This is a genomic window from Streptomyces sp. NPDC040410 (genome assembly GCF_055595715.1).
The window spans coordinates 22,482-45,626 of record NZ_JBVIVK010000011.1 but is presented as its reverse complement, the minus strand read 5'-3'; the positions used below and the strand labels follow the sequence as shown (position 1 = coordinate 45,626).

19 protein-coding genes, 3 pseudogenes and 1 riboswitch are annotated in these 23,145 nt (G+C 72.0%); of the genes and pseudogenes, 14 read left to right on the top strand and 8 right to left on the bottom strand.

The window, feature by feature from the left end; translation table 11 throughout:
- Positions 1 to 10: 10 nt before the first annotated feature.
- A pseudogene (locus ACZ562_RS21995) lies at positions 11 to 426 on the top strand (lipase); the annotation flags it as partial.
- 147 nt (positions 427 to 573) lie between these two features.
- Here ACZ562_RS21995 and ACZ562_RS21990 read toward each other — a convergent pair.
- Positions 574 to 1,152 (bottom strand): TetR/AcrR family transcriptional regulator, encoded by a 579-nt coding sequence (locus tag ACZ562_RS21990; RefSeq protein WP_471181667.1) that lies wholly within the window; start codon positions 1,150 to 1,152, stop codon positions 574 to 576.
- Positions 1,153 to 1,351: 199 nt separating this feature from the next.
- Here ACZ562_RS21990 and ACZ562_RS21985 point away from each other — a divergent pair, with 199 nt between their 5' ends.
- The 5 genes from ACZ562_RS21985 to ACZ562_RS21965 all read left to right on the top strand — a co-directional run bounded on the left by ACZ562_RS21985 (position 1,352) and on the right by ACZ562_RS21965 (position 7,857).
- Positions 1,352 to 1,933 carry a (2Fe-2S)-binding protein gene (locus tag ACZ562_RS21985; protein ID WP_471181664.1) on the top strand — a complete coding sequence of 194 codons (582 nt, stop codon included), beginning with the start codon at positions 1,352 to 1,354 and terminating at the stop codon, positions 1,931 to 1,933.
- Positions 1,930 to 2,922, top strand: coding sequence for an FAD binding domain-containing protein (locus tag ACZ562_RS21980; protein ID WP_471181661.1), 993 nt, complete (start codon positions 1,930 to 1,932; stop codon positions 2,920 to 2,922). The genes ACZ562_RS21985 and ACZ562_RS21980 overlap by 4 nt, the downstream gene beginning before the upstream one ends.
- A complete protein-coding gene (locus ACZ562_RS21975) occupies positions 2,919 to 5,042 on the top strand; it encodes a xanthine dehydrogenase family protein molybdopterin-binding subunit (RefSeq protein ID WP_471181658.1) in 2,124 nt (707 codons plus the stop codon). Before ACZ562_RS21980 ends, ACZ562_RS21975 begins: the two co-directional genes overlap by 4 nt.
- On the top strand, positions 5,035 to 6,177 hold the full coding sequence (locus tag ACZ562_RS21970) for an XdhC family protein (RefSeq protein ID WP_471181655.1): 1,143 nt from the start codon (positions 5,035 to 5,037) through the stop codon (positions 6,175 to 6,177). The genes ACZ562_RS21975 and ACZ562_RS21970 overlap by 8 nt, the downstream gene beginning before the upstream one ends.
- 126 nt (positions 6,178 to 6,303) lie before the next feature.
- Positions 6,304 to 7,857 (top strand): MFS transporter, encoded by a 1,554-nt coding sequence (locus ACZ562_RS21965; RefSeq protein WP_471181652.1) that lies wholly within the window; start codon positions 6,304 to 6,306, stop codon positions 7,855 to 7,857.
- A gap of 458 nt (positions 7,858 to 8,315) precedes the next feature.
- Here the strand turns inward: ACZ562_RS21965 and ACZ562_RS21960 are convergent, their stop codons facing one another.
- Positions 8,316 to 9,656 (bottom strand): C40 family peptidase, encoded by a 1,341-nt coding sequence (locus ACZ562_RS21960; RefSeq protein WP_471181649.1) that lies wholly within the window; start codon positions 9,654 to 9,656, stop codon positions 8,316 to 8,318.
- 56 nt (positions 9,657 to 9,712) lie between these two features.
- A riboswitch (cyclic di-AMP (ydaO/yuaA leader) is annotated at positions 9,713 to 9,885 on the bottom strand.
- A gap of 207 nt (positions 9,886 to 10,092) precedes the next feature.
- On the opposite strand from ACZ562_RS21960, the pseudogene ACZ562_RS21955 reads away from it, so the two are divergent.
- A pseudogene (locus ACZ562_RS21955) lies at positions 10,093 to 10,283 on the top strand (fructosamine kinase family protein); the annotation flags it as partial.
- 128 nt (positions 10,284 to 10,411) lie between these two features.
- Here the strand turns inward: ACZ562_RS21955 and ACZ562_RS21950 are convergent.
- Together ACZ562_RS21950 and ACZ562_RS21945 are read right to left on the bottom strand one after the other, a co-directional pair.
- Positions 10,412 to 12,634 carry a TerD family protein gene (locus ACZ562_RS21950; protein ID WP_471181647.1) on the bottom strand — a complete coding sequence of 741 codons (2,223 nt, stop codon included), beginning with the start codon at positions 12,632 to 12,634 and terminating at the stop codon, positions 10,412 to 10,414.
- A 118-nt stretch (positions 12,635 to 12,752) separates the two neighbouring features.
- Positions 12,753 to 13,139 (bottom strand): DUF5997 family protein, encoded by a 387-nt coding sequence (locus ACZ562_RS21945; protein WP_471181645.1) that lies wholly within the window; start codon positions 13,137 to 13,139, stop codon positions 12,753 to 12,755.
- 58 nt (positions 13,140 to 13,197) lie between these two features.
- Between ACZ562_RS21945 and ACZ562_RS21940 the strand changes: the two genes are divergently transcribed.
- Positions 13,198 to 13,953 (top strand): LysR substrate-binding domain-containing protein, encoded by a 756-nt coding sequence (locus ACZ562_RS21940; protein WP_471181643.1) that lies wholly within the window; start codon positions 13,198 to 13,200, stop codon positions 13,951 to 13,953.
- 29 nt (positions 13,954 to 13,982) lie between these two features.
- Here ACZ562_RS21940 and ACZ562_RS21935 read toward each other — a convergent pair whose 3' ends face one another.
- Positions 13,983 to 14,459 carry an Lrp/AsnC family transcriptional regulator gene (locus tag ACZ562_RS21935; RefSeq protein ID WP_471181640.1) on the bottom strand — a complete coding sequence of 159 codons (477 nt, stop codon included), beginning with the start codon at positions 14,457 to 14,459 and terminating at the stop codon, positions 13,983 to 13,985.
- A 195-nt stretch (positions 14,460 to 14,654) separates the two neighbouring features.
- Here ACZ562_RS21935 and ACZ562_RS21930 point away from each other — a divergent pair, with 195 nt between their 5' ends.
- Both ACZ562_RS21930 and ACZ562_RS21925 read left to right on the top strand, forming a co-directional pair.
- The gene (locus ACZ562_RS21930) at positions 14,655 to 16,151 is read left to right on the top strand and encodes an FUSC family protein (protein ID WP_471181638.1); all 1,497 of its coding nucleotides are present in this window, start codon (positions 14,655 to 14,657) and stop codon (positions 16,149 to 16,151) included.
- Between the two features lie 251 nt (positions 16,152 to 16,402).
- Positions 16,403 to 17,434, top strand: a complete 1,032-nt coding sequence (locus tag ACZ562_RS21925; RefSeq protein ID WP_471181636.1) for a lactonase family protein — start codon at positions 16,403 to 16,405, stop codon at positions 17,432 to 17,434.
- Between the two features lie 93 nt (positions 17,435 to 17,527).
- On the opposite strand, the gene ACZ562_RS21920 is transcribed toward ACZ562_RS21925, so the two are convergent.
- The 3 genes and pseudogenes from ACZ562_RS21920 to ACZ562_RS21910 all read right to left on the bottom strand — a co-directional run.
- Positions 17,528 to 18,451: a sirohydrochlorin chelatase gene (locus tag ACZ562_RS21920; protein WP_471181633.1), complete on the bottom strand. Its 924-nt coding sequence runs from the start codon at positions 18,449 to 18,451 to the stop codon at positions 17,528 to 17,530.
- A 182-nt stretch (positions 18,452 to 18,633) separates the two neighbouring features.
- The gene (locus ACZ562_RS21915) at positions 18,634 to 19,635 is read right to left on the bottom strand and encodes an N-acetylglucosamine kinase (protein ID WP_471181631.1); all 1,002 of its coding nucleotides are present in this window, start codon (positions 19,633 to 19,635) and stop codon (positions 18,634 to 18,636) included.
- Positions 19,632 to 19,934: pseudogene (locus ACZ562_RS21910) on the bottom strand (uracil-DNA glycosylase); the annotation flags it as partial. The pseudogene ACZ562_RS21910 and the gene ACZ562_RS21915, both read right to left, overlap by 4 nt.
- Between ACZ562_RS21910 and ACZ562_RS21905 the strand changes: the two are divergent.
- From ACZ562_RS21905 to rox, 4 genes are all read left to right on the top strand, one after another.
- Complete coding sequence (locus ACZ562_RS21905; protein ID WP_471182265.1) at positions 19,923 to 20,090, top strand: hypothetical protein; 168 nt, start codon at positions 19,923 to 19,925, stop codon at positions 20,088 to 20,090. The pseudogene ACZ562_RS21910 and the gene ACZ562_RS21905 overlap by 12 nt on opposite strands.
- A gap of 77 nt (positions 20,091 to 20,167) precedes the next feature.
- A complete protein-coding gene (locus ACZ562_RS21900; RefSeq protein WP_471181628.1) occupies positions 20,168 to 20,845 on the top strand; it encodes a uracil-DNA glycosylase in 678 nt (225 codons plus the stop codon).
- 93 nt (positions 20,846 to 20,938) lie between these two features.
- Positions 20,939 to 21,283 (top strand): hypothetical protein, encoded by a 345-nt coding sequence (locus ACZ562_RS21895; RefSeq protein ID WP_471181626.1) that lies wholly within the window; start codon positions 20,939 to 20,941, stop codon positions 21,281 to 21,283.
- A gap of 95 nt (positions 21,284 to 21,378) precedes the next feature.
- Complete coding sequence (rox, locus tag ACZ562_RS21890; RefSeq protein WP_471181623.1) at positions 21,379 to 22,842, top strand: rifampin monooxygenase; 1,464 nt, start codon at positions 21,379 to 21,381, stop codon at positions 22,840 to 22,842.
- Positions 22,843 to 23,145 lie beyond the last annotated feature (303 nt).

Below are 23,145 nucleotides of genomic sequence, written 5' to 3'. Positions count from 1 at the left end.
ATCCCGGGTGCCCCGCCCGGACGGCGTGTACGACCTGGTCGTCGACGGCCGTCCGGCAGGCCAGGGCAGCGTGACGGGCGGCGACACCCTCACCATCGACATGACCACCGGAACCGCCGAGATGAGGCGCGCGACCCGGCCGGCACCCTCCGCTTCACCGATCTGTCCGACGGCACCAAGGACATGGAGATCCGGCTGCCGCACTACGAGACCACCGAACTCGTCGCCCTGCGCACGAACGCCCCGGTCGAACCCGCACCGGACAGCGGCCGCAGGGTGTGGCTGCACCACGGCAGCTCGATCAGCCACGGCTCGGACGCCGCGGGCCCCACGACCACCTGGCCCGCGCTCGCCGCCTCCCTCGGCGGAGTGGAACTGGTCAACCTGGGACTGAGCGGCAGCGCCCTGTTCGAGGAGGACTCCGCCGAGCTGCCACTGCCCGATGACCTCCACCCGGACGCCGCCACCCATCGCCGCATCGGCGAACGCTTCGCCGAGCGGGCTTTCACCGAGAGCGGCGTCTTCACGGACCCCGGCGACTGAAGCCGGTCTCCGTCGCGCGTCCGGCGGCGCTCACCGCCGGGGCGCTCCCGTGCGCAGGCCGTCCATGACGAGGTCCAGGAGCCGCGTGGCGCGCGGTCGCCAGTCCGAGCCGGGATCGATCTGCCAGAGGCCGGCGATCGCGAGGAGGAAGTCGTCCGCGGTCACTCCCGGGCGGATGGTGCCGGCCTCCTCGCCCGCGCGGAGCAGCAGTTCGGCGGCGGAGGTCACCGGAGCGTGCCCCGGTTTCGCCGGGGTGCCCGGTGTGCTGGTGGCCTGGCGGATCGCGTCCGCCAGCCCCGCCTTGGTCATGGCGAACCGGGCGAGGCGGTCCATCCACTCGCGCAGGGCCTGGTCGGGTTCCCGGGTTCTGAGCAGCTGGGCCGCGGTGTCGGCGACCTGCTGCATCTCGTAGCGGTAGATCTCCAGGACGAGCGCCTCGCGGCTCGGGAAGTTCCGGTAGAACGTGCCCTGCCCCACCCCTGCCTTCTTGGCGATCGTGCTCAGCGGGGCGTCCGCGCACCGCGTCAGTTCGGCCAGGGCGACTTCCAGGATGCGCTCGCGGTTCCGCTGCGCGTCCGAGCGCAGAGGCGCGTCCTTCTTCTGCTGCACTCGTTCTCCTCGCGGCCTCGTGGCCGAATCCCGTCCTTGCTAACCGGACAGGTGTCCGTTACGTTTTCCCGATGAAGGCGGACAGCTGTCCGGTTACCGTCACGATAGCGGCGGACGAATCCGCAGCGCCAGTTCTGCGCGCCATCTCCCTGTCTCTCGCCCTCGACATGCTCCGAAAAAACGCGAAAGAAGGCTGACCATGGCCCGAGCCCCCTCCTCGACGTACAGCGCCGTCACCCTGCACGTCAACGGCGAGAAGTACACGCTGACCGTAGACCACCGCACCACCCTGCTCGACGCCCTGCGCGAGCGCCTCGATCTGACCGGCACCAAGAAGGGCTGCGACCAAGGTCAGTGTGGTGCCTGCACCGTGCTGCTCGACGGGCGCCGGTCGGTCTCCTGCCTGCAGCTCGCGGTGGCCGCCGAAGGACGAGAGATCACCACCATCGAAGGCATGGCCGAGGGCGGGCAACTGCACCCCGTGCAGCAGGCGTTCCTCGACCTGGACGGCTACCAGTGCGGCTACTGCACACCGGGGCAGATCTGTTCGGCCGTAGCGGTCATCGAGGAGCACGCGGCGGGCTGGCCGAGCGCCGTCACCGACGACGTCCGCCCCGAAGCGGGACCGCCGCCGCTGACCGAGGACGAGATCCGGGAGCGCATGAGCGGCAACCTGTGCCGCTGCGGAGCGTACGTGTCGATCGTCCAGGCCGTCGCCCGGGCGGCCGGTGTCCGCGCCGCGACGGCCGAGTCCGCCGAGACCACGGAGGCGGTGACGTGAAGGAGTTCGGATACCAGCGCGTCCTCGACGTCTCCGGCGCGGTCGCGGTGCTGGGCGCCGATCCGGACGCCCGTTTTCTCGGCGGCGGCACCAACCTCGTCGACCTGATGAAGACCGGCGTCGAGCGGCCCGCCCGGCTCGTCGACGTACGCGAACTTCCCCTCGACCGCATCGAGTCGACCGAGGCAGGCGGCCTGAGCATCGGGGCGACCGTCACCAACAGCGACCTCGCCGCGCACCCCGAAGTCCGCCGCCTCTACCCCGCGTTGACGCAGGCCCTGCTGGCCGGCGCGTCCGGGCAGCTGCGCAACATGGCCACGGTCGGCGGAAACCTGCTCCAGCGCACCCGCTGCGGCTACTTCGCCGATGTGACCAAGGCCTGCAACAAGCGCGTCCCCGGCAGCGGTTGCCCCGCCATCGAGGGCGAGCACCACAACCACGCGATCCTCGGCGCCTCCGACCACTGCGTGGCCACCCACCCCTCGGACATGGGCGTGGCACTGGCCGCCTTCGACGCGGTCGTCTCGTACGAAACAGCCGACGGGCCAGGCGAATTGCCGCTCGCCGACCTCTATCTGCCGGTGGGCGGCACCCCCCACCTGGAGACCGCGCTGCCGCCGGGCGCGCTGATCACCGGCGTCACCCTGCCGCCCGCACCGGTCGCCGCCCGCTCGCGATACCGGAAGGTGCGCGAGCGCGCATCGTACGCGTTCGCGATCGGCTCGATCGCCGCCGCGCTCGACGTCCAGGACGGCCTCGTACGCGAGGTACGCCTGGCCTTCGGAGCGGTCGCGTCGCGGCCGTGGCGGGCCCGGACGGCCGAACGAATACTGACCGGGGCCCCGGCCGGCGCCACGACCTTCGCCGCCGCCGCGGACGCCGAACTGGCGGCCGCGAAGCCGCTGCCCCACAACCGGTACAAGGTGCCACTGATGCGCAACCTCGTGGTGGCCGTGCTGACCGAACTCGCCGAGGAGGCCACCCGATGACCACTGCCCCCACGGCGCACAGGGCCTCCGTCGGAACCGCGCACACCCGTGTGGAGGGCCGCGACAAGGTCACCGGAGCGGCCCGCTACGCGGGAGAGATCCCCTTCGCCGAACTGGCCCACGGCTGGCTGGTGTTGTCCACGGTCGCCCGCGGACGCATCCGCTCGATACAGACCGCGGAGGTGCTCGCGATGCCGGGCGTGCTCACCGTCCTGCACCATCAGAACGCCCCGCGTGTCGACAGCGGCCACGTCGGCCTGCTGGGAGTTCCGCCGGACCCGACCGCCGTGCTGTTCCAGCACGACCGGGTGCCGCACCAGGGCTGGCCGGTGGCGCTGGTCGTCGCCGAGACGTCCGAGCAGGCCAGGGAGGCCGCCGAAGCGCTGGTGGTGCACTACGAGGCGGAGCGGCACGACGTCGTGTTCTCCGGCGCGCGGCCGGACGCGTACCCGGTGGACGGCCACCTGCCGGCGGTGACGGAAAAGGGGGACCTGGAGGCCGAACTCGCCGCGTCCGCCGTCGTCGTGGACGCCGAGTACACCACCCCGGAGGAGCATCACAACCCGATGGAGCCGCATGCCGCGACGGCCCGCTGGGACGGCGGACGGCTCGAAGTGGTCGACTCCAACCAGGGCAGCACCTGGGTCGCGGACGGACTGGTGAAGCTGTTCTCGCTCGATCCGGGCTCGATACGGGTGCGGTCCGAGCACGTCGGCGGCGGCTTCGGAAGCAAGGGCGTCCGCGCGCACCAGGTCGCCGCCGTGATGGCGGCCACCGCTCTGCGGCGCCCGGTCCGGGTCGTGATGACCCGCCGTCAGATGTTCTCGCTCGCAGGCTACCGAAGCCCCACCACGCAGCGGGTCAGGCTCGGCGCCGACGCCGACGGGCGACTGCGCGCGCTGGAGCACGAGTGCCTGAACCCCACCTCGACCGTGCACGACTTCGTCGAACCGGGCGCCGGCGTGGCACGCACGATGTACGACGCCGACGCCCACCACACGGCCAACCGGGTCGTACGGCTCGACGTGCCGACACCGACGTGGATGCGCGCGCCGGGTGAGGCACCGGGTTCGTTCGCGCTGGAGGCGGCGCTCGACGAACTCGCCGAGAAGTGCGGCATCGATCCGATCGAGCTGCGCGCCCGCAACAAGCCCGAGCGCGGTCCCGTGTCCGGGCTGCCGTTCAGTGACCACAGCCTGCTGGCCTGCTTCCGGGAGGGCGCCCGCAGGTTCGGCTGGGCCGGCCGGGACCCGCGTCCCGGGCTGCGCCGCGACGGACGCTGGCTGCTCGGCACCGGCACGGCGGCGGCCTCCTTCCCCGCGGGAGCCGCACCGTCCACGGCGGCCGTGACGGCGGAGGCGGACGGCACCTTCACCGTGCGCATCGCCGCCTCGGACATCGGAACCGGGGCGCGCACCGCGCTCACCCTGATCGCCGCCGACGCACTGGAAACGGCACCGGAACGCGTCCGTGTGAACATCGGGGACAGCGACTTCGGGCCGGCGTTCATCGCCGGCGGCTCGATGGGCACCCGCACCTGGGCGTGGGCGGTCACGGCAGCCGCCGGTGAGCTGCGAGAGCGGCTCGCCCCGGGCGGCGCCGTTCCCCCGGAGGGGATCACCGTACGGTCGGACACCACCGAGGCCGTCGTCGCCCTCGCGCGGAAGGAACGGCATTCGTTCGGAGCGCAGTTCGCGGAGGTCGCCGTGGACGTCACCACCGGCGAGGTGCGCGTGCGGCGCATGCTCGGCATCTTCGCGGCGGGCCGGATCGTCAACCCGCTCACGGCGCGCGGGCAGTTCGTGGGCGGCATGACCTGGGGCATCTCCATGGCCCTGCACGAGGAGGCCGTACGGGACCATGCCACGGGCAGCCACTACGGCGCCGACCTCGCGGGCTATCACGTCGCCACGCACGCGGACGTACCGCACCTGGAGGCGGACTGGCTGGACGAGGACCCGGACGCGGACGATCCGGTCGGGATCAAGGGCATCGGCGAGATAGGCATCGTGGGAGCCGCGGCGGCGATCGCCAACGCGGTCTGGCACGCGACCGGTGTACGCCACCGGCACCTGCCCATCCGGCCCGACCGTGTACTGATGGCAGGCCCGCGTGCTTGACATCGCCGGGGAGTTGTACCGCTGGATGGAGGAGGGCCGGGAGTTCGCCGTGGCCACCGTCGCGGCCGTCGGCGGCAGCGCACCGCGCGGCCCGGGCGCCGCCCTCGCCGTCGACAGCGAGGGCACGGCCATCGGCTCGGTCTCCGGTGGCTGCGTGGAAGGAGCGGTGTACGACCTGTGCGTGCAGACGCTCCAGGACGGCGAGACCGTTCTCGAACGGTTCGGGTACAGCGACGAGGACGCCTTCGCCGTAGGACTGACCTGCGGCGGTGTCATCGACGTTCTGGTCACGCCGGTCGGCGCGCAGTCGCCCGCCCGAACGGTGTTCCGGGCGGCGCTGACCGCCGCCCTCCGAGGCGAGCCCGCGGCCGTCGCCCGGGTTGTCCGCGGCCCGGACGAACTCCTCGGCAGGGCCCTCCTTGTGCGCCCCGACGGGGCGGCGGAAGGAGGGCTCGGCGCCCACGCGGAGCTGGACCGGACGGCGGCCGCCGAGGCCCGGGCCATGCTGGACACCGGCCGCACCGGCACGGTCGACCTCCCGGAGGACGGATCGCACTGCCCCGGCGGCCTCACGCTGCTCGTCGAGTCCAGGGTGCCGGCGCCCCGGATGATCGTCTTCGGTGCGATCGACTTCACCGCCGCACTCGTGCGCGCGGGCAAGTTCCTCGGCTACCACGTGACCGTGTGCGACGCCCGCCCCGTCTTCGCCACGCGGGCCCGTTTCCCCGAGGCCGACGACATCGTGGTCGACTGGCCGGACCGCTACCTGCGGCGCACCGGGACCGACGGCCGCACGGTCCTGTGCGTGCTCACCCACGACGCCAAGTTCGACATCCCCCTGCTGACGGCGGCCCTGCGGATGCCGGTCGCGTTCGTCGGGGCGATGGGCTCGCGCCGTACCCACGCGGACCGCGAGCGACGGCTGCGGGAGGCCGGTGTCGGCGAGCGGGAACTGGCCAGGCTGCGGTCGCCCATCGGCCTCGACCTCGGCGCCCGTACTCCCGAGGAGACCGCCCTGTCCATCGTCGCCGAGATCGTCGCGGCCCGGCGGGGCGGGACGGGCGTTCCGCTGACCGGCTCGGGGACGCCGATCCACCGTGACGGGGCAGAACGGGGCGCGGTGGCGGCGGCCTGACGGACGGGACGGCCGACTGGTGCCGTCCGGGACGCGGGCGTACCGTCGAACGGTGGACCGCAGTGGACGGAACCGTTCACTGATCCCTCGCGAGGGTTCGACCGACCCCCGAGAGTGCGACATGCCATGAGCAGCAGCCCCCAGCCGACCTCCGCAGAACAGACCACCGCCCGGGAAGGCGGCGGTGGCGGAAACCTGATGGCGCTGCTGGTCATCGCGTCGTGTCAGCTGATGGTGGTCCTCGACATCACCATCGTGAACATCGCGCTCCCGCACATCCAGAGCGCCCTCGACTTCTCCACCACCAGCCTGTCCTGGGTGATCAACGCGTACACGCTCACCTTCGGCGGGCTGCTGCTGCTCGGCGGCAGGACCGGCGACATCCTCGGCAGACGGCGCGTCTTCATCTTCGGCGTGCTGCTCTTCGTGCTCGCCTCCCTGCTCGGAGGGCTCGCCCAGAACGAGGCCCAACTCCTCGGCGCACGCGCTCTCCAGGGCGTCGGCGGCGCCATCGCCTCTCCGACGGCCCTCGCCCTGATCAGTACCACCTTCCGTGAAGGACCCGAGCGCAACCGGGCGTTCGGCGTGTTCGCCGCGGTCTCTGCGGGCGGCGGCGCGATCGGGCTGCTCGCCGGCGGTGTCCTCGTCGAGTGGCTGAACTGGCGCTGGGTGCTCTTCGTGAACGTTCCGATCGGACTGCTCATCGCCCTCGCCACGCCCCGCTGGATCAAGGAGTCCGAACGTCACCCCGGTCACTTCGACATCACCGGCGCGCTGACGTCCACCGTCGGCATGGTGCTGCTGGTGTACGGGTTCATCAGAGCCGCGCAGGAGGGCTGGCGGGACGCGCTCACCCTCGCCTCCTTCGGCGCGGCCGTCGTTGTCCTCGTGGTGTTCATCCTGGTCGAGAGGCGTTCCAGACAGCCGATCACGCCGATGCACATGTTCGCCGACCGCAACCGCGCGGGCACGTACGGAATCATGCTGTGCCTCGCCGCCGCGATCTTCGGCATGTTCTTCTTCCTCACGCTGTTCGTGCAGAACGTGCTGGACTTCAGCCCGTTGCAGGCGGGGCTCGCCTTCCTCCCCGTCAGCGCGGTCATCGCGATCGGCGCCGGGCTGGCCTCCCGTTTCCTGCCGACGTACGGCCCCAAACCGTTCATGGTGGTGGGCGCGATCCTCGCCGCGGCGGGTCTGGCCTGGCTGACCCTGACCGACGTCCACTCCACCTACGCGGGCAGCGTGCTCGGTCCGATGCTCGTCTTCAGCCTGGGCATGGGCATGGAGTTCGTCTCGCTCACGCTGATGGCGCTCTCCAACGTCCCCGTCCAGGAGACCGGTGCGGCCTCCGGACTCCTCAACGCCACCCAGCAGGTCGGTGGTTCGCTCGGACTGTCCATCCTGGTCACGATGTTCGGCACGGCCAGCAACAACGAGGCGGAGAAACAGGTCCCGGGCTTCCTGGCGCAGGCGACCCCGGCCGAGCGCCTGCGGTTCGAACGCACCGGGCAGCTCCCGGCGCCCTGGTCCGACGAGGTCCTCACCGCCGGGGCCTCGGCCGCCTTCGTCATGGCGGCGATCTTCACCGTGGTCGCCGCGCTGATCGCCATCGTGGTCATCCAGGTCCGTCCCTCCGACCTGGAACGCCTCCAGGGCGGTGGAGGCCCCGGCCCCACGTGAGGCCGGGAACCGCGCGGTGAGACCCGCAGGTCACGGCAGGGGACGGGGAAAGGTCCTCAGCTTCGGGGAACCCGGCGGCATCGGTGCCGATCTTGCGGTAGACGGCGGAGAGCAGCTGCTTCACTCCTTGCTGGGTGAGGCGCAGTTCCTTGGCGGCCAACGCCGACGGGTGGTCCTGGACGGTCAGTTCGACGGCCCGGCGTTCCCACCCCGTTCCGGCCGCATGACGTGCCGTGACAGGCGTTCTGTCCTGCCCGGCCCCGTCGTGCTGCGCGAACGGGAACCCGGCCCGCAGCGGGCCCATGGCCTCGTCCCCGAGCCGGCCGAACTCCGCGGCGGCGCCGGGCGACACGCCGACCGTGCCGCCCCTTTGCCGTGTCGGCCCCGTCACCGGACGGGCGCGGGTCGAAGCCGCGGTGGGTTTGCTCTCCTTTGGCAGCCCGCGCGGCCGCCAATTGTCAGGCGAGCCGCACGGCTCCGCGGATCGCCGACTCCCCGACGTTGTAGACCGACTCCTCGCGTATGTACGCCCCCGGCTCCGGTGCGTGGATCATCAACCCGTCGCCGGTGTAGAGGCCGACGTGAGTGAGGTCGTCGTGGAAGAAGACCAGGTCGCCGGGCAGGACGGTGCTGAGGGGGATCACGGTGCCGGCGTTCGCCTGGTCGGGTGCGGAACGCGGGAGTGCGACGCCGGCGGCCTTCCAGGCGGCCTGGGTGAGGCTCGCGCAGTCGTACGAGTCCGGTCCGGTCGCCCCCATGACGCACGGCCTGCCGGTCTGGGCGCGCGCGAAGGCGAGGGCGCGTTCGGCCTTTCCGCCGGTCACCGGATCCGCGGTGCTGACGGCGCCTGCGGGACGGACCGCGTCGAAGGCCGTGGTGGTGGCCGGGCCGGGTGAGGGCTGCTGTTGCCGCCAGGCCGCTTCGCCGGTCTGCTGCCGGGCCACTTCGCCGGTCTGCTGTTGCCGCCGGGCCACTTCGCCGGTCTGCTGGGGCCACGCCATGCTCTCGGCCGGCTGCTGCTGGGGCCACGCCTCGTTCGCGGCGGGCTGCTGCAGGGTCCACGCCGCCTCCTCGTCGGCGGGGCGATCCGGCTCCGGCGTGGCGAACCGGGGGGCGTCGGCCGGCGCGGCCTCGAGCGCCGCGACCGGCGTCCTCTGCTGGATGTGCCGGGACAGCAGCTCACGGGCCTCGGCGAGCTTGTGCCGGCTCTGCTCCTTGGAGGTTCGCAACGCCGACCGCTCGTCCTTGACGGCCGGCGCGGGCAGGGCAAGAGGCGCGCGCTGTCCCGTCTCCGGTGCGGCCGGCAGCGCGGGTACGGAAGCGGGAGCCGGCGGCCCTGCGGTCAGCTCCAGTACGGGCCTGGAGGCCGACCCGGCGGGCAGCTCCCGTACGGCGGCGGAGGCTCTCTCTGCCGTCAACTCCGGTAGAGCAGCCTGCCGTTCCGCGGGCCGGGACTGGGCAGCGGCCGCCGGCATCCTGTCGCGCGGCAGCACCGCCGGAACGGTCGGACCGAGGCGCGAGCGCGCCATGTCGAACCACTGCCGGGCCACGTCGTCGAGCGCGGGATCCGAGCGCCCGGCCCCCTCGGCGGGCGCCCCGCCCGCGCGGCGCGAACCCGACGGCGTCGCACGGGTCGCGTTGGAGGTACCGGAGGCGGTCTCGGCCTGGTCATAGAGCGCGTTGACCCGCTGCTGGACCTCTTCGCGGCTCGGTCCGTCGTCCCCGGGCGTGGCGTCGGCTGTCTGGGAGAACAGGGCCACAGAGGTAAGCGCCGCCGTCGCGAGGGCGGAGTTGCGCATGCCGGGGAGGCTGAGACCTCGGGGGCGCGACGATCGTTCCGGCGCCATGAGGGACGTACTCCTTCCGTGCTCCGCCTACCGAGTTAGCTGACGGGTTCGGGCGGACGATCCGGAAGGTGTGCCCTACGACCCCTCCCCGAAGGGCGGTTGGGCCGATTCACCCCGAGTTTCGGTTGGGTCCCCGGTTCCGGCCTGCCTTACGGCGCACCGGACTCGGCGGAGGCTGTGCGACCCGGCGCGGTCCGCCGGAGGGAGTCGAACAGCCCGCCGTCAACCTAACCAACTTGTGTGCCTCGTGTGAAGGTTGAAGCCCCGAATGTCCGATACGTAATGGTGACCTTCGTTGTGCCGAGGAGTGACCGGCGGTCAGCTCGGGCCTCGCCCGGCCCGCCAGGCAGTAGTGGTCCAGGACGGTTTCCTCGACGGCCGGGAGGCTCCGGCCGAGCCGCAGGGCCGGCTGCACGGCGACCTGTGGAACGGCAACGCGCTGCGGGGCGCCGACGGGCATGTGTGGCTGATCGACCCGGCCGCGCACGGCGGCCACCGCGAGGCCGACCTGGCGATGCTCAGGCTCTTCGGGTGCCCGCATCTGGGACGGTGCTGGACGGCTACCAGCAGGCGGCGCCGGCGGAGTGACCGCCGACGCCGCCCGGTGCGACGTCGAGGGCGAGGAAAGCGAACGGGCTAGTGACAGGCCGCCGCAGCGGAATGAGAAGGAAGCCCGTTCATGGCCTCGCCGCGCTCCACGCTAGCAGTCAGCCGGGGATCACGTCGCGCAGGTTTTCGGGGGTGATGACCCGGGAGTCCGGGTGCAGGCCGTCGGGACGCTCCAGGCCGATGTAGGTGACCGGGCCGTCCGGCACCGTCCTGCCGTCCCACGACGTCACGGTCGTCGTCGCGTCGTCGGACATCAGGTCGATCAGGTACCGGACCGTGAGCTGCTCGCGCTCGACGATCCCGCGCAGCAGCGTCGCGACCGACACCCGGTTCTCCTCGACCCGGTTGGCCGACGGAGTGCCCTTCAGGTACAGGTGCAGCCACTTGGCCTGCCACCGGCCGTCGTGCCCCCGCCGGAACGCCAGAGGCAGCGCGACCCGGCCGGGACCACGCAGCTCCGACTTCATGCGCACGGTGCGCGGTTCGAACGGCCGGCCCTGCTGGTCGGCGTCGCGCAGCATGAAGCCGAAGAACGACTCCTCGACCTCCTCGAACCCCTCCCCGGAGAAGATGTTGACCTGCGGGACGATGAACGTGCCGCGAGCGGCGCCCAGCCTCAGGTTGATGAACTCCGAGGCGCCGTCGGGCGCTTCGGTGATGTCGCCGGAGTGCTCGCCCTCCAGGTCGGTCAGGGCGGTGTAGGACAGCCAGGTGATCACCGTGTAGTCGGCGTCCAGCAGCAGCGCCGACAGGTCGTAGTCGGTCACGTGCTCCCTCTGCTTCCAGTACACGAAGAAGCGCAGCAGTTCGCCGTCGACGGGGGAGACGGAGCCGCGCGGCAGCACGCCGAGACCGGATGCGGTCGCCTTGCCGCTGAGCGGAAGCGCCACGTCCAGGACGTCCGGGTCGACCAGCAGGTGGCCCGGGTCCGGGAGCCGGCGGCGCGTCTCGGCGTCGAGCGAGGCGATCAGACGCTCGCGGTCCGCCGACAGTACGGGCAGGCGGGTGTCGGGAGCGACCCAGGCGCGGCCCGAGCGGTTGACGAAGACACGGCGGGCGGCGGGCTTCTCAGGATCCGCAGGACGGCTCTCAGGACGCTTCTCGGGCCGGCTCTCTTCGCCGCGGTTGTGCAGGTGCTCGCGGACCGACAGCACGACCCGGCCCGAGACCAGCGGGGCGACCTGCTCGGCGGCGGTGATGACGGCATCCCGCTCGTCCTGGCCGGAGGCCGACCGCAGCAGCCGGTCCAGCGAACGGAACAGCTTGCCCGGCGCCGACTTCAGCAGCTCCACGGCTGCGATGACGTCGCCGCCGCCGAGGAGCTCCTCGACCCGGCCGTCGAAGGACCGCGCCTTGCTCTCGCCCCGCGCGACCGCGAACACGTCGGCGGCGTGCGGCCACCGCGGGTACTCGTGCGGATGGAGACGTTCACCGAGCCGTTTGAACGCCTCGCGGTGCGCGGACACGTCGGCGAGCTTGGCGGGGGCGCCGGCGACGACCGAGTCGAGTCCCTCGAGCAGGGCGCGGCGGACCGGGCGGGACAGGGCCCGGAAACGGGTCGGTTCCTGCAGGGTCACGTCACCGCCCGAGACCGCGCAGGCCAGCCGCAGCACGTCGGTGACCGTGTCCAGCAGGAGGTCCACGCCCGCTCCCAGCCGGGCCCGGTTGATGACGGCGCGGTTCTCCCGGACCGGGATCGCCTCGGGCTGGGGGCCGGTCACGCACCGCCCGGCCAGGATCCCCAGGTCGCGCAGGCCGGCCTCGCCCAGCGGCGTGGCGCTGCCCGCCAGCGCCAGGTACAGCGCGGTGACCTCGTCGTCCAGGTCACCGCCCAGATGCAGGACCGTCATCCGGTCGCCCGCCGCGGCGATCAGTTCCTCGTGGGCGGCGAGCATCTCGGCGTACGTGTGCCGGTAGCTGCCGTAGGACGGGAGGGTGAGCAGGTCCACCACACCGCTGCGCAGCTGGTCGATGGTGCTGGTGCGCGAGGTGTCGTCGGCGAGTGCCTCGGCGATGCACCGCATCCAGAAGTCGAAGGTGTCCGGCACATGGGCCGGGAAGTCGAGAAAGTAGACGTTGTGCCGGACGTGGTCGCCGACCATCTCGCGGACGGCGGCCAGTGTGCGCACGGCGGTGTCGACGACTGCGCCCTCGGACAGTCCCGACAGGCGCTCCAGCAGGCCCGCCGAGAGTTTGAAGCCGACGGACATCAGCGCGGCGTCGAACTGCCGCGCCGCGACGTCGCCCGTCCCGGCGGGTCCCGTCGGGGACGGGAGCCGGCGGGTGTGCCGGACGACCAGCGGTTCGAGAGTGTGACCCATCCCGGGATGATCGCAGAAGCGTTCGAGCCGGTGCATGGGGATTTTCCCGCGATGATCGCATCCTCTCCGGCGGTGATCACGTCCGTTTCAGCGGTGCGCTCACCCGGAGGAAGTGCGGTCAGGAAACCTCGCGCTCGGCGTTCTTCTTCTTGACGCGCACCGCTTCCTTGCGGACCTCGGCCTGGGTGGCGCGCTCCTTCTCCAGCCACTCGGGCCCGTCCTGCCTGAGCGCCTCGATCTGCTCGGTGGTGAGCGCCTCGGTCACCCCGCCGCGCGCCAGTCCCGCGATGGAGACGCCGAGCTTCGCCGCGACCACCGGGCGGGGGTGCGGGCCGGTGCGCCGCAGCTCCTGAAGCCATTCGGGCGGATTGGCCTGCAGCTCGTTGAACTCGGCGCGCGAGACGACGCCCGCCTGGAATTCCGCGGGGGTGGCCGGGAGGTACACGCCCAGCTTCTTCGCCGCGGTCGCGGGCTTCATCGTCTGGGCGGTCTGGTGCGACTTCATGGCGTCAAGACTAACGACCGCGGACGAGACGTCCGACCACGCCCGGTAGCCTGGCCTGGTGACAGGCTCGGAAGCACCTCCTTCGTTCCGGCTCGCGTACGTCCCTGGCGTGACCCTCGGCAAGTGGGTGCGGATCTGGAACGAGCGCATGCCCGGCGTCCCCCTGACGCTCGTCCAGGTGCGGGCCGCGGAGGCATCCGATGTCCTGCGCGGCAAGGACGCGGACGCGGCGCTCGTACGGCTGCCGGTGGACCGTACGGTCTTCAGCGCGATCCCGCTCTACACCGAGACGACGGTGGTCGTGGTTCCCAAGGACCATCTGGTGACGGCGGCGGACGTGGTGGCAGTCGCGGATCTCGCCGACGAGATCGTGCTGCACCCCCTCGACGACGTCCTCGACTGGGAGCGTCCGCCGGGCCTTCCCGCGTTCGAGCGCCCCGCCACGACCGCGGACGCCGTCGAGCTCGTCGCCGCGGGCATCGGCCTGCTCGTCGTCCCCCAGTCGCTGGCCCGTCTGCACCACCGCAGGGACCTGACCTACCGCCCCGTCGTGGACGCCCCGGAGTCGGGTGTCGCACTGTCCTGGCCACAGGACGCGACAACCGACCTCGTCGAGGACTTCATCGGGATCGTCCGCGGCAGGACGGTCAACAGCACCAGGGGGCGCGCCCAGCCCCCGGCCCCGGCGCAGCAGCAGCGCAAGCGCCCCGAGAAGAGCGGCGGCCCCAAGCCCGCCCCGGGCAAGGGCTCCCGGGGAGGCGGTTCCGGCGGCCCGAAGGGCGCCAGGCGGGGCAAGCCACGCCGCCGGTCGTAGCCCGGCCCCGCCGGCTGTAGAACAGAAGGTCATCTGCGGGCGGCGCGCCCCATCGACTCCACCAGCGGCAGCAGCCTGTGCGGGACGCGTTCGCGCAGTGCCACCTCGGTGCGGGTCCGCACCACGCCGGGGAGGCTGATCAGTTTCTGGATCACGTCCTCGAGATGGGCGTTGTCGCGCGCCACGACCCGCGTCAGCAGGTCCCCGCCGCCCGTGATCGAGAAGGCCTCGACGATCTCCGGCACGGCCGCGAGCTCGTCGCCCACGTCGTCGAGATGGCCCTGGGTGACCTCGATGTGCACGAACGCGAGCACCGGGTGGCCGAGCGCGGCGGGAGAGAGCGAAGGCCCCGTGCCGGTGATCACGCCGTCCCGCTCCAGACGGTCGAGACGGGCCTGCAGCGTGCCGCGCGCGACGCCGAGGACGCGGGCGTACTCGCGCACACTCGTGCGCGGCTGCTCCAGCAGCAGCCGCAGGATGCGGGTGTCGAGTTCGTCCACGGCCATGGTGTCCGGCCTCCTCGTATCTGGTCCGTTGGCTCGCCGGTGGAAGTACCGAGACCGTTATGTCTGTGCCATTGGCCCAGTATTCCAGGTGCCACTTGAGCCAGGTTCGGCCTTGATGCTGTGATGGGCATGTCGATGGCGCTGCGGATCCCGCGGCGCCTTTTTCATGCCGAGGTGCGCAGGGGGAGGACAGCAGTGCTGAAGAGGGTGTTCGTGGCTCCGGACCCGGCGCGGGCGCGTCTGCGCTTCGCCGCGCGGGCCGTCCTGGGCGTCGGGCTGGCGGTCGTCGCCTGCGGCCTTGCCGGACACTCCCTCGTCGGTGCCGTCACCGGTGGGCTCGCCGCGCTGCTGGCCCTGTTCACCGTCACGGACGCCACTGTCCGCGGCCAGGCGGTCACCACCGCGCTGCTGCCGGCCGTCGGACTGCCCGTGCTCGCCGCCGCGGCCGAACTGCACGACCACCCCGTCGCGCGGGACCTGACCTTCCTCGCCGTGACCGGCGCTGGCGTGTACGCGCGGCGCTGGGGCCCGCGCGGGCACAGCCTCGGTGTGTTCGCGTTCATGACCTTCTTCGTGGCGCAGTTCCTGCATGCGACCAGCGGGCGACTGCCCGAGCTGTACGCGGCCGTCGTCCTGTCCGTGCTCACTGCCGCGGGAGTGCGGTTCGGCCTGTGGTGCTACGAGCGCCGTCTGCCCCCGGCCGCCGCGCCGTCCGCGCCGGCCGGCACCGGCCTCGCCCGCGTGACCACGCGCCAGGCGATCCAGGCGACCGCCGGCGCGGGCTTCGCCCTCGTCGTGGGCCAGCTGGTGTCCGGACAACGCTGGTACTGGGCCGTCGGCGCCACCTGGTGGATCTTCGTCAACACCAGCTCGCGCGGCGAGACCCTGATCCGCGGCTTCCGCCGGGTCCTCGGCACGGTGATCGGCATCGGCCTAGGCCTGCTCGTCGCCGTCCCCCTGGACGGGGCCGCGTTCCCCACCGCGGCCCTCCTCGCCGGCTGCGTCTTCGGCATCTTCTACACGGCAGCCGTGTCCTACACCTGGATGATGCTGTGCGTGACGCTGCTGGCCGAGCTCCTCTACGGCCTCCTCGGCGTCCTGAACCCCGGCCTCCTCGCCCTGCGCCTGGCCGAGACCGGCGTGGGGGCGCTCGGCGCCGCGCTGGCCGTGATCCTCGTCCTGCCCGTCACCACGCACACCACCACCGACGCCTGGATCCGGCAGGCCCTGCGCTGCGTCCACGCCTGCACCGCCGAGGCCGCCGCGCGTCTCGTAGGCGCCGACGGCGCGGACCCGGCGCGGCGCGTGGCCGAACTGGAGCAGCTGCTCGGCCGCGTACGGCTCTCCGTCGCCCCGCTGGTGCACCCCCTCAACCCGATGCTCGGCCGCAAGCGGCGCGCCCGCCGGGTGCTGGCCCTGCTCGACGACTGCGCCCGGGAGATCCGCGGCCTGGCCGCCGTCGCCGCCGACCCCGAGGCCTCGCACGACGCGCGCCTGGCCGCCGCCTGCTGGCGCGTCGAGGCGGCGGTGGAGGCACTCACCGGCGGCCAGGGCGGGCACGTCACCGTCCTGACGTCCCAGCCGCCCGTGGCGGAACCCGCGCTGGCCCATCTGCACGGTCTGGAGCGGGCCCTCGCGGAACTGGCCACGCCACTGCGCACGCCGAGCGGCTCGCCGCTCGTCGGAGCCTGAGTCCTGTCGCCACATTCAGTGGGCGAGCGTGCACGGCGCCGCGGGGCAGGCGGGAATGTGACGACTGGGTGCGGGCTCCGGCTGCGGCGGGCGACGTTGCCGGTGGTGCGCCCGTTGCGGCCAGTCAGGGCTCGGGGTCGCCGGTGCTGTGTCCATTGAGGTCCGGTCGAACCCCGGCCGCTTTGGTCTAGACCGATGATGATCGACTGCTACCGTCACCCCGACAGGCACAGAACCGAGAGGGGACTGCGGTGACAGACGGCGGCGGGCGGCGGCGGGCCTTCATCGGGTCGTTCACGGCGGCCGGAGGCCCGGGGATCGTGACGGCGGCGGTGGCCGCCGACACCGGCGCGCTGATCCCCCTGAGCAGCGTGGACGGCCTCCCCGACCCCGCCTACCTGACCCTGTCGGCCGACGGCGGCACACTGTACGCGGTCAGCGAGACGGCGGACGGCGCGGTGGCCGCCTACCGCGTGACCGGCGACAGACCCGAACCGGCCGGTCCACCGGTGCCGGTCGACGGCAGCGGCCCCACCCACCTCAGCCTGTTCGCCGGCCACGTCCTGACCGCCAACTACGGCTCCGGCAGCGTCACCGCCGTACCCGTCCGCACGGACGGCACACTCTCGGCCGCCGCCTCCGGCGTACTCGAGCACACCGGCTCGGGCCCGCACACGCGTCGCCAGCAGGGGCCGCACGCCCACCATGTGCAGCCCGACCCGAGCGGCCGGTGGGTCGTCAGCGTGGACCTCGGCACGGACTCGGTGCGGGTGTGCACCCTCACGGACGGCCGCCTCGAACTGCACCGCGAGACCGCCCTGCGCCCCGGCTCCGGACCGCGCCACCTGGCCTTCCATCCCGACGGGTCGTACGCCTACGTCGTGAACGAACTCACCCCGACCCTCACGGTCTGCCGCTGGGACGCCGCGGAAGGCGCGCTGAAGCCGCTGGCCGAGACGCCGGTGCTGCCCGGCGCCCCGGCCGGCGACGCCTACCCGTCGGGGATCGTCGCCTCGCCCGACGGCCGCTTCGTATGGACCGCGACCCGCGGCGAGGACGTGCTCTCCACGTTCGCGGTCGAGGAGGAGGTCCTGAGACTGCTCGGAACGGCACCCTGCGGCGGCCACTGGCCACGGGCGATCGCCGAGTCGGGGGGTTTCCTGTACGTCGCCAACGAGCGCTCGGGCAACATCACCTGGTTCGCGGTCGACCCGGACACGGGACTGCCGCGGTACGAGGGTTCGATGGACGTGCCCGCGGCGTCCTGCGTCGTCTTCGGCTGAGCTGCTCCTGACGCCCGGGGCGGTTCTGCGCGAAGGGCCCGCTCCTCTGCCTGGAGCGAGCCCTTCGGTGTGCTTGCGGGGTTGCCGTGCGCGTCAGCGGACCGGCGTGCTCTGCGGCTGCTGCGGGGCGATGCCCAGCGCGGTCGTGTACTTGGCCAGCGCCAGCTTGCCGATGGCCGGGTACGGGCCCAGCGCCTCGGCGGCGGAGCAGCCCGCTTCCTGGATCGCCGCCTCGACGAGGCCCGGGTCGATCTCCGGTCCTATCAGGTACGGCGCCAGCGCCAACTGCTGCGAACCGGAGGACCGCAGCTGCTCGGCGACGGAGGCGATCGAGCCCTCCTGGTCGAGGGCCGCCGCCATCACCGGCACGGCCAGGCGCGCGGCGAGCAGCATGCCGGTGATCCCGGCCGCCTGTACGGCCTCGTCTCCGCCCACGGAGGCCAGGATGATGCCGTCGGCGGCGGTCGCCACGGTGAACAGGCGGGCGCGGTCGGCGCGGGCCAGACCGGCCTCCGACAGGCGCACGTGCAGCGCCTCGGCGAGCAGCGGGTGCGGGCCCAGCACATCGGTCAGGTCGGAAGCGACGCGGCTGTCCATGACGGCCTGGCGGATCCGGCGCAGCAGCGCGCTGTCCGGCCCGGCGAGCAGCGGGACGACGACGGCGACCGGGCCGTCTGGCTCCCTGACGTCCAGACCGGCGGCCTTGGCCTGCTCGTAGCGGGCGGTGCGCTCCTCGGCGGCGTACGCGAGTACGGCCTGCAGCGTGGGGAATTCCGTGTCGTCCCCCTCGAGGTACCCGATGCGCGCGTCGAGGCCGGGGAGCTCGGAGCGGGCGATGCTCACGACCTCCTCGGCGAGGCTGCGCGTTGCGGTACGGGGCGTGCCCGGCACCGCGAGGACAAGCGCGGGCGCGCCCTCGGGAGCCGCCAGAGGTTCGGGTCGGCGGTGCCGCCCGGGCTGGCGGGGTCGCGGCATTCGTACTGGCAGGCCGGACGCGGGCCCAGTGGGGGAGCTCATGGCGCCGCATGTTACTGGTTTCCCGGGTTCCCCCGTTCGGGGAGGGGGCAGGTGAGCGGTATCCGTCCGGTTTTGTCTGATGAGTTACGGACGGATCAGGAGTGATCAGTCCGTTTCCCGCGACGTGTGACAACTGCCGGGGCATGAAAGCGTACTTGTCGGACAAGTGCTGTATCAGGTTGTCAGTCGCCCTTTGTTGTCACCGTGAACAGCAGCTTTTCGTCACCCGGCAGACTGAGCACACCGGCCGCCAGTTGGGTTGCGATGCGTACCGAGCCGTGCAGCGGATCGCCCTCGGCGGCCACCCGCCGTGTGTGCGGCAACCGCCTCGCCAGCTCCTCCTCCAGCGGAACGAGGAGCGGGTCGCCCAGTTTGAACAGGCCGCCGGTGAGGGCGACCCGGGGCTCGCCCGCGGTCGGACAGACGGCGGCCGCGGAGTCGGCCATGTGCCGGGCAGCGGTGCGCAGGATGTCCGCGGCGACGGGGTCGTCCGCCGCGCAGCCGGCCACCTGGGGCGCGAAGGAGGCGAGTACGGCGGCGCGGTCCGAGCGCGGGTACAGCTGGCCGGGCAGTCCCGGCATCGGTCCGAACAGCTCCTCGGCACACGCCAGCAGCCGCACCGAACCGGCGGCCCGCCCGTCGTGGGCGCGCAGGGCCGCCTCCAGCCCGGCCCGCCCGATCCATGCCCCGCTGCCGCAGTCGCCGAGCAGATGCCCCCAGCCGTCGGCGCGACGCCAGCGGGTCAGGTCGGTGCCGATCGCGATCAGCCCTGTCCCGGCGGTGACGACGGCGCCGGGACGGGGACCGAGGGCGCCAACGTAGGCGGTGACCGCGTCGGCGACGAGGGCGACAGTGCGCACGCCGAGGTCCCGCCCGAGCGCGCCCGGGAGTTCGGCGCGCAGGGCATCGCCCAGGGTGGCGAGGCCCGCGGCTCCTACGACGGCCGTGTCCAGCCGCGTCGTCCCCGACTCGGCGGTCAGGGCCCGGGCCAGGGGCACCAGTTGCTCCATCAGGTGCCAGGGGTCGATGCCTCCGGCGCCGGTCCGTACCGGTTCCCGGGACTCCCGCCGGGCCAGCACGCCGCGGTCCACGGTCCCCACGACGACCCGCAGGCCGGAGCCGCCCGAATCGACGGCGAGGAACCCGGGCGCGCCCGTACCGGGTGCGTCCCCCCTGCCGCTCACGGCAGGCGCCAGTCCACCGGTTGCCCTCCCTGGCGCACCAGCAGGTCGTTGGCCCGGCTGCACGGACGGGAGCCGAAGAAGCCCTTGCCCCGGTGGGTGCCCGGCTTGCGCGGGGCCGAGGTCAGCGCCCTGTTGAGCAACAGCACGCCCTGCTGGGTCCACCGCGTCAGATCACCGCTCGACGGCTGGGACAGGCCCAGGTCGGTGTTCAGCTCCCGGAAGATGTTGATCAGGCTGCCGGGCAGCGGGCGCACCTCGGGTGCGACCGAGAACGACAGTCCCACCGCGTGTGCGGGAGTTCCGAGATCTGGGTGTCGGTGACGAAGGGCTGGCGAGGCGTGATGACCATGGCGGAGTGGCTTGATCATGGGATGCAACAGGCTCCCCTCCTTCCCGGTGAGCGGCTGCGTGATCTGCGGGACCCGCTGGATGACCTCGATGAGGAGGAAGAGTAGCGCCGCGTGCGGCGTCCGTGCGCGGGGGCTTCTGTGTTTGTGCGCGACCCCGGTGTGTGCCAGTAGGGTGACCCGCTGTGGCACCACGACCCTTGCATGAACTTGTTGAAGCAGGCTGGGCGAAGGCCCTTGAACCTGTGGCCGAACGTATCGCTGCGATGGGGGACTTCCTCCGGGCCGAGATAGCCGCGGGCCGGACCTACCTTCCGGCCGGGGCGAATGTTCTGAGGGCGTTCCAGCAGCCCTTCGACGACGTCCGCGTGCTGATCGTCGGCCAGGATCCCTACCCCACGCCGGGTATGGCGATCGGGCTGAGTTTCGCGGTCTCGCCGGAGGTGCGTTCGCTGCCGGGCAGTCTGGAGAACATCTTCCGGGAGATGCACTCCGACCTGGGCCTGTCTCAGCCGTCCAACGGCGATCTGACTCCGTGGACGCAGCAGGGGGTGCTGCTGCTCAACAGGGCGCTCACCACCGCCCCGCGCAAGCCGGGCGCGCACCGCGGCAAGGGCTGGGAGGAGGTCACCGAGCAGGCCATACGGGCGCTGGCGGCGCGCGGCAAGCCTCTGGTGTCGATCCTGTGGGGGCGTGACGCGCGTAATCTGCGGCCGCTGCTGGGGGATCTTCCGGCGATCGAGTCGGCGCATCCCTCTCCCATGTCGGCGGACCGCGGTTTCTTCGGCTCGCGGCCGTTCAGCCGGGCCAACGACCTGCTACTGCGGCAGGGTGCGCAGCCGGTGGACTGGCAACTCCCGTAGGCCACGGCCCGGCTGCGTCCGATCCTCCGTGCCAAGGACCAGCAGGCAATCGGTTGCCCGGCCGCAGCAGGGCGGCCACCGGCTCACCGAGTCATGGCCACCCTCCGCGACGCCGCCATCGGCGCCCTCCGCCTCACCGGCGTCACCAACATCGCCGCAGCCGACCGCCACCACGCCCGCAACTCCAACCGCCCGTTGGCCCTACTCGGCATCACCTGCAGTAACGACCTTGCCGGGGCACCGGGAGGCTGGCGGATCGGCTCGGTGGCGACGGGCGCGGAGCCGAGCCGGATGCGCTCGCCGGAGCACGACTGCGTGATGCTCGAACTGGTGCTCGCTGCCATCGTGCTCGGCGAGGCAGCCGTCGAACTGTGGCTCGGCTGCGCGCGCTGGCCTGAAAGAACAAGAAAGGCAAGGAGGGGAACTCCTTGCCATTAATAACGTATACCGCACCCCCGGGCTTGCGGCAAGACCTCGGTCGTGGCGCACAATCGTCGGCCGAGCGCAAGAATCGGCACATCGTGGGGGAATGTATGTTCGATGTAATCATCGCCGGCGGCGGGCCGACTGGCATGATGCTGGCGAGCGAATTGCGTCTGCAGGGCGTCAAGGTGCTCGTGCTGGAGAAGGAGGCCGAGCTGCCGCCGTTCGTGCGGTCGCTCGGGCTGCACGTGCGCAGCGTCGAGGTGATGGATCAGCGGGGGCTGTTGGAGCGGTTCCTCGAAAACGGCAAGCAGTACCCGATCCGTCCCGGCGGTGTCCGAGGATTCTTCGCGGGCATCGAAAAGCCCGCTCCGACCGGGCTGGACACCGCTCACGGATACGTGCTCGGCATTCCGCAGACGCTCACCGACCGGTTGCTCGCCGAGCACGCGGCCGAAGTCGGAGCCGAGATCCGGCGCGGCTGTGCAGTGGTCGGGCTGGAGCAGGACGACGACGGCGTGACCGTCCACCTTGGAAATAGAACTGCAACGCCGTTGCGGGCGCGGTTTGTTGTCGGCTGCGACGGTGGGCACAGCACGGTTCGGAAACTGCTCGGGGTCGGATTCCCCGGCGAGCCGTCGAAAATCGACACGCTGCTGGGCGAGATGGAGGTGACGGCGTCCGCGGACGACATCACCGAAGTGATGACCGAGGTGCGCAAGACCGAGAAGCGGTTCGGGATCGGGCCGTCGGGCAAGCCGAGGGTGTTCCGGGTGGTCGTGCCGGCGGAGGGCGTGGTCGAAGACCGTTCGATGCCGCCGACGATCGAGGAGTTCAAGCAACAACTGCACAGGTACGCCGGCACCGACTTCGGCGTGCACTCCCCCCGCTGGCTGTCGCGCTTCGGCGACGCGACCCGCCAGGCCGAGCGCTACCGGGTCGGACGGGTGTTTCTGGCCGGGGACGCCGCGCACGTTCACCCGCCGATGGGTGGGCAGGGGCTCAATCTCGGGATCCAGGACTCGTTCAACCTGGGTTGGAAGCTGGCGGCGGCCATCAACGGCTGGGCGCCGGACGACCTGCTGGACAGCTACGAGTCCGAGCGGCATCCGGTGGCCGCCGACGTGCTGAACAACACCCGTGCACAGATGCAGCTGACGACCAACGAGCCCGGGCCGCAGGCGGTTCGGCGGTTGTTGGCGCAGCTGATGGACTTCAACGACGTCAACCGGTTCCTGATCGAGAAGATCACGGCAATCAGCATCCGGTACGACTTCGGTGAGGGCCATGCCCTGCTGGGGCGGCGGCTGCGCGACATCCAGCTGAAGCACGGGCGCCTGTTCGAGCTGATGCGCACCGGCAGCGGGCTGCTGCTTGACCAGACGGGGCGGCTTTCGGTGGACGGCTGGGCCGACCGGGTCGACCACGTCGTCGACATCAGCGAAGAGCTGGACGTGCCGGCGGTACTGCTTCGGCCGGACGGGCACGTCGCGTGGGTCGGCGAGGATCAGCAGACGCTCGAGGTCGCGCTGGCCAAGTGGTTCGGCGCCGCAGGAGCTCCTACGGCCGGGTGAGGGACGCTTCGAGGACTGCGGCGACGCCCTCGGGCGGGCCGGTGGTGACGATGCGCCGCAGATGCCTCGGCGAGCGCGTGCTACATCTCAACCCGGACACCGGTCACGACTTCGCCGGGGCCCTGCGCCAGAACCGGACTCTCCCTCACCACGACGACAACCCGAGTTCGACCTCAGTAATTACACTCCGTCAAACTGCGAGCTCGCAAAAGGAATAGTGTACCTCTCCAGCTGGGGCGAAGGGGCGTGAATCCTCGAATACTGAGACCAGAATCCAGAACCTAGCCGCTTGGTGACATCCCG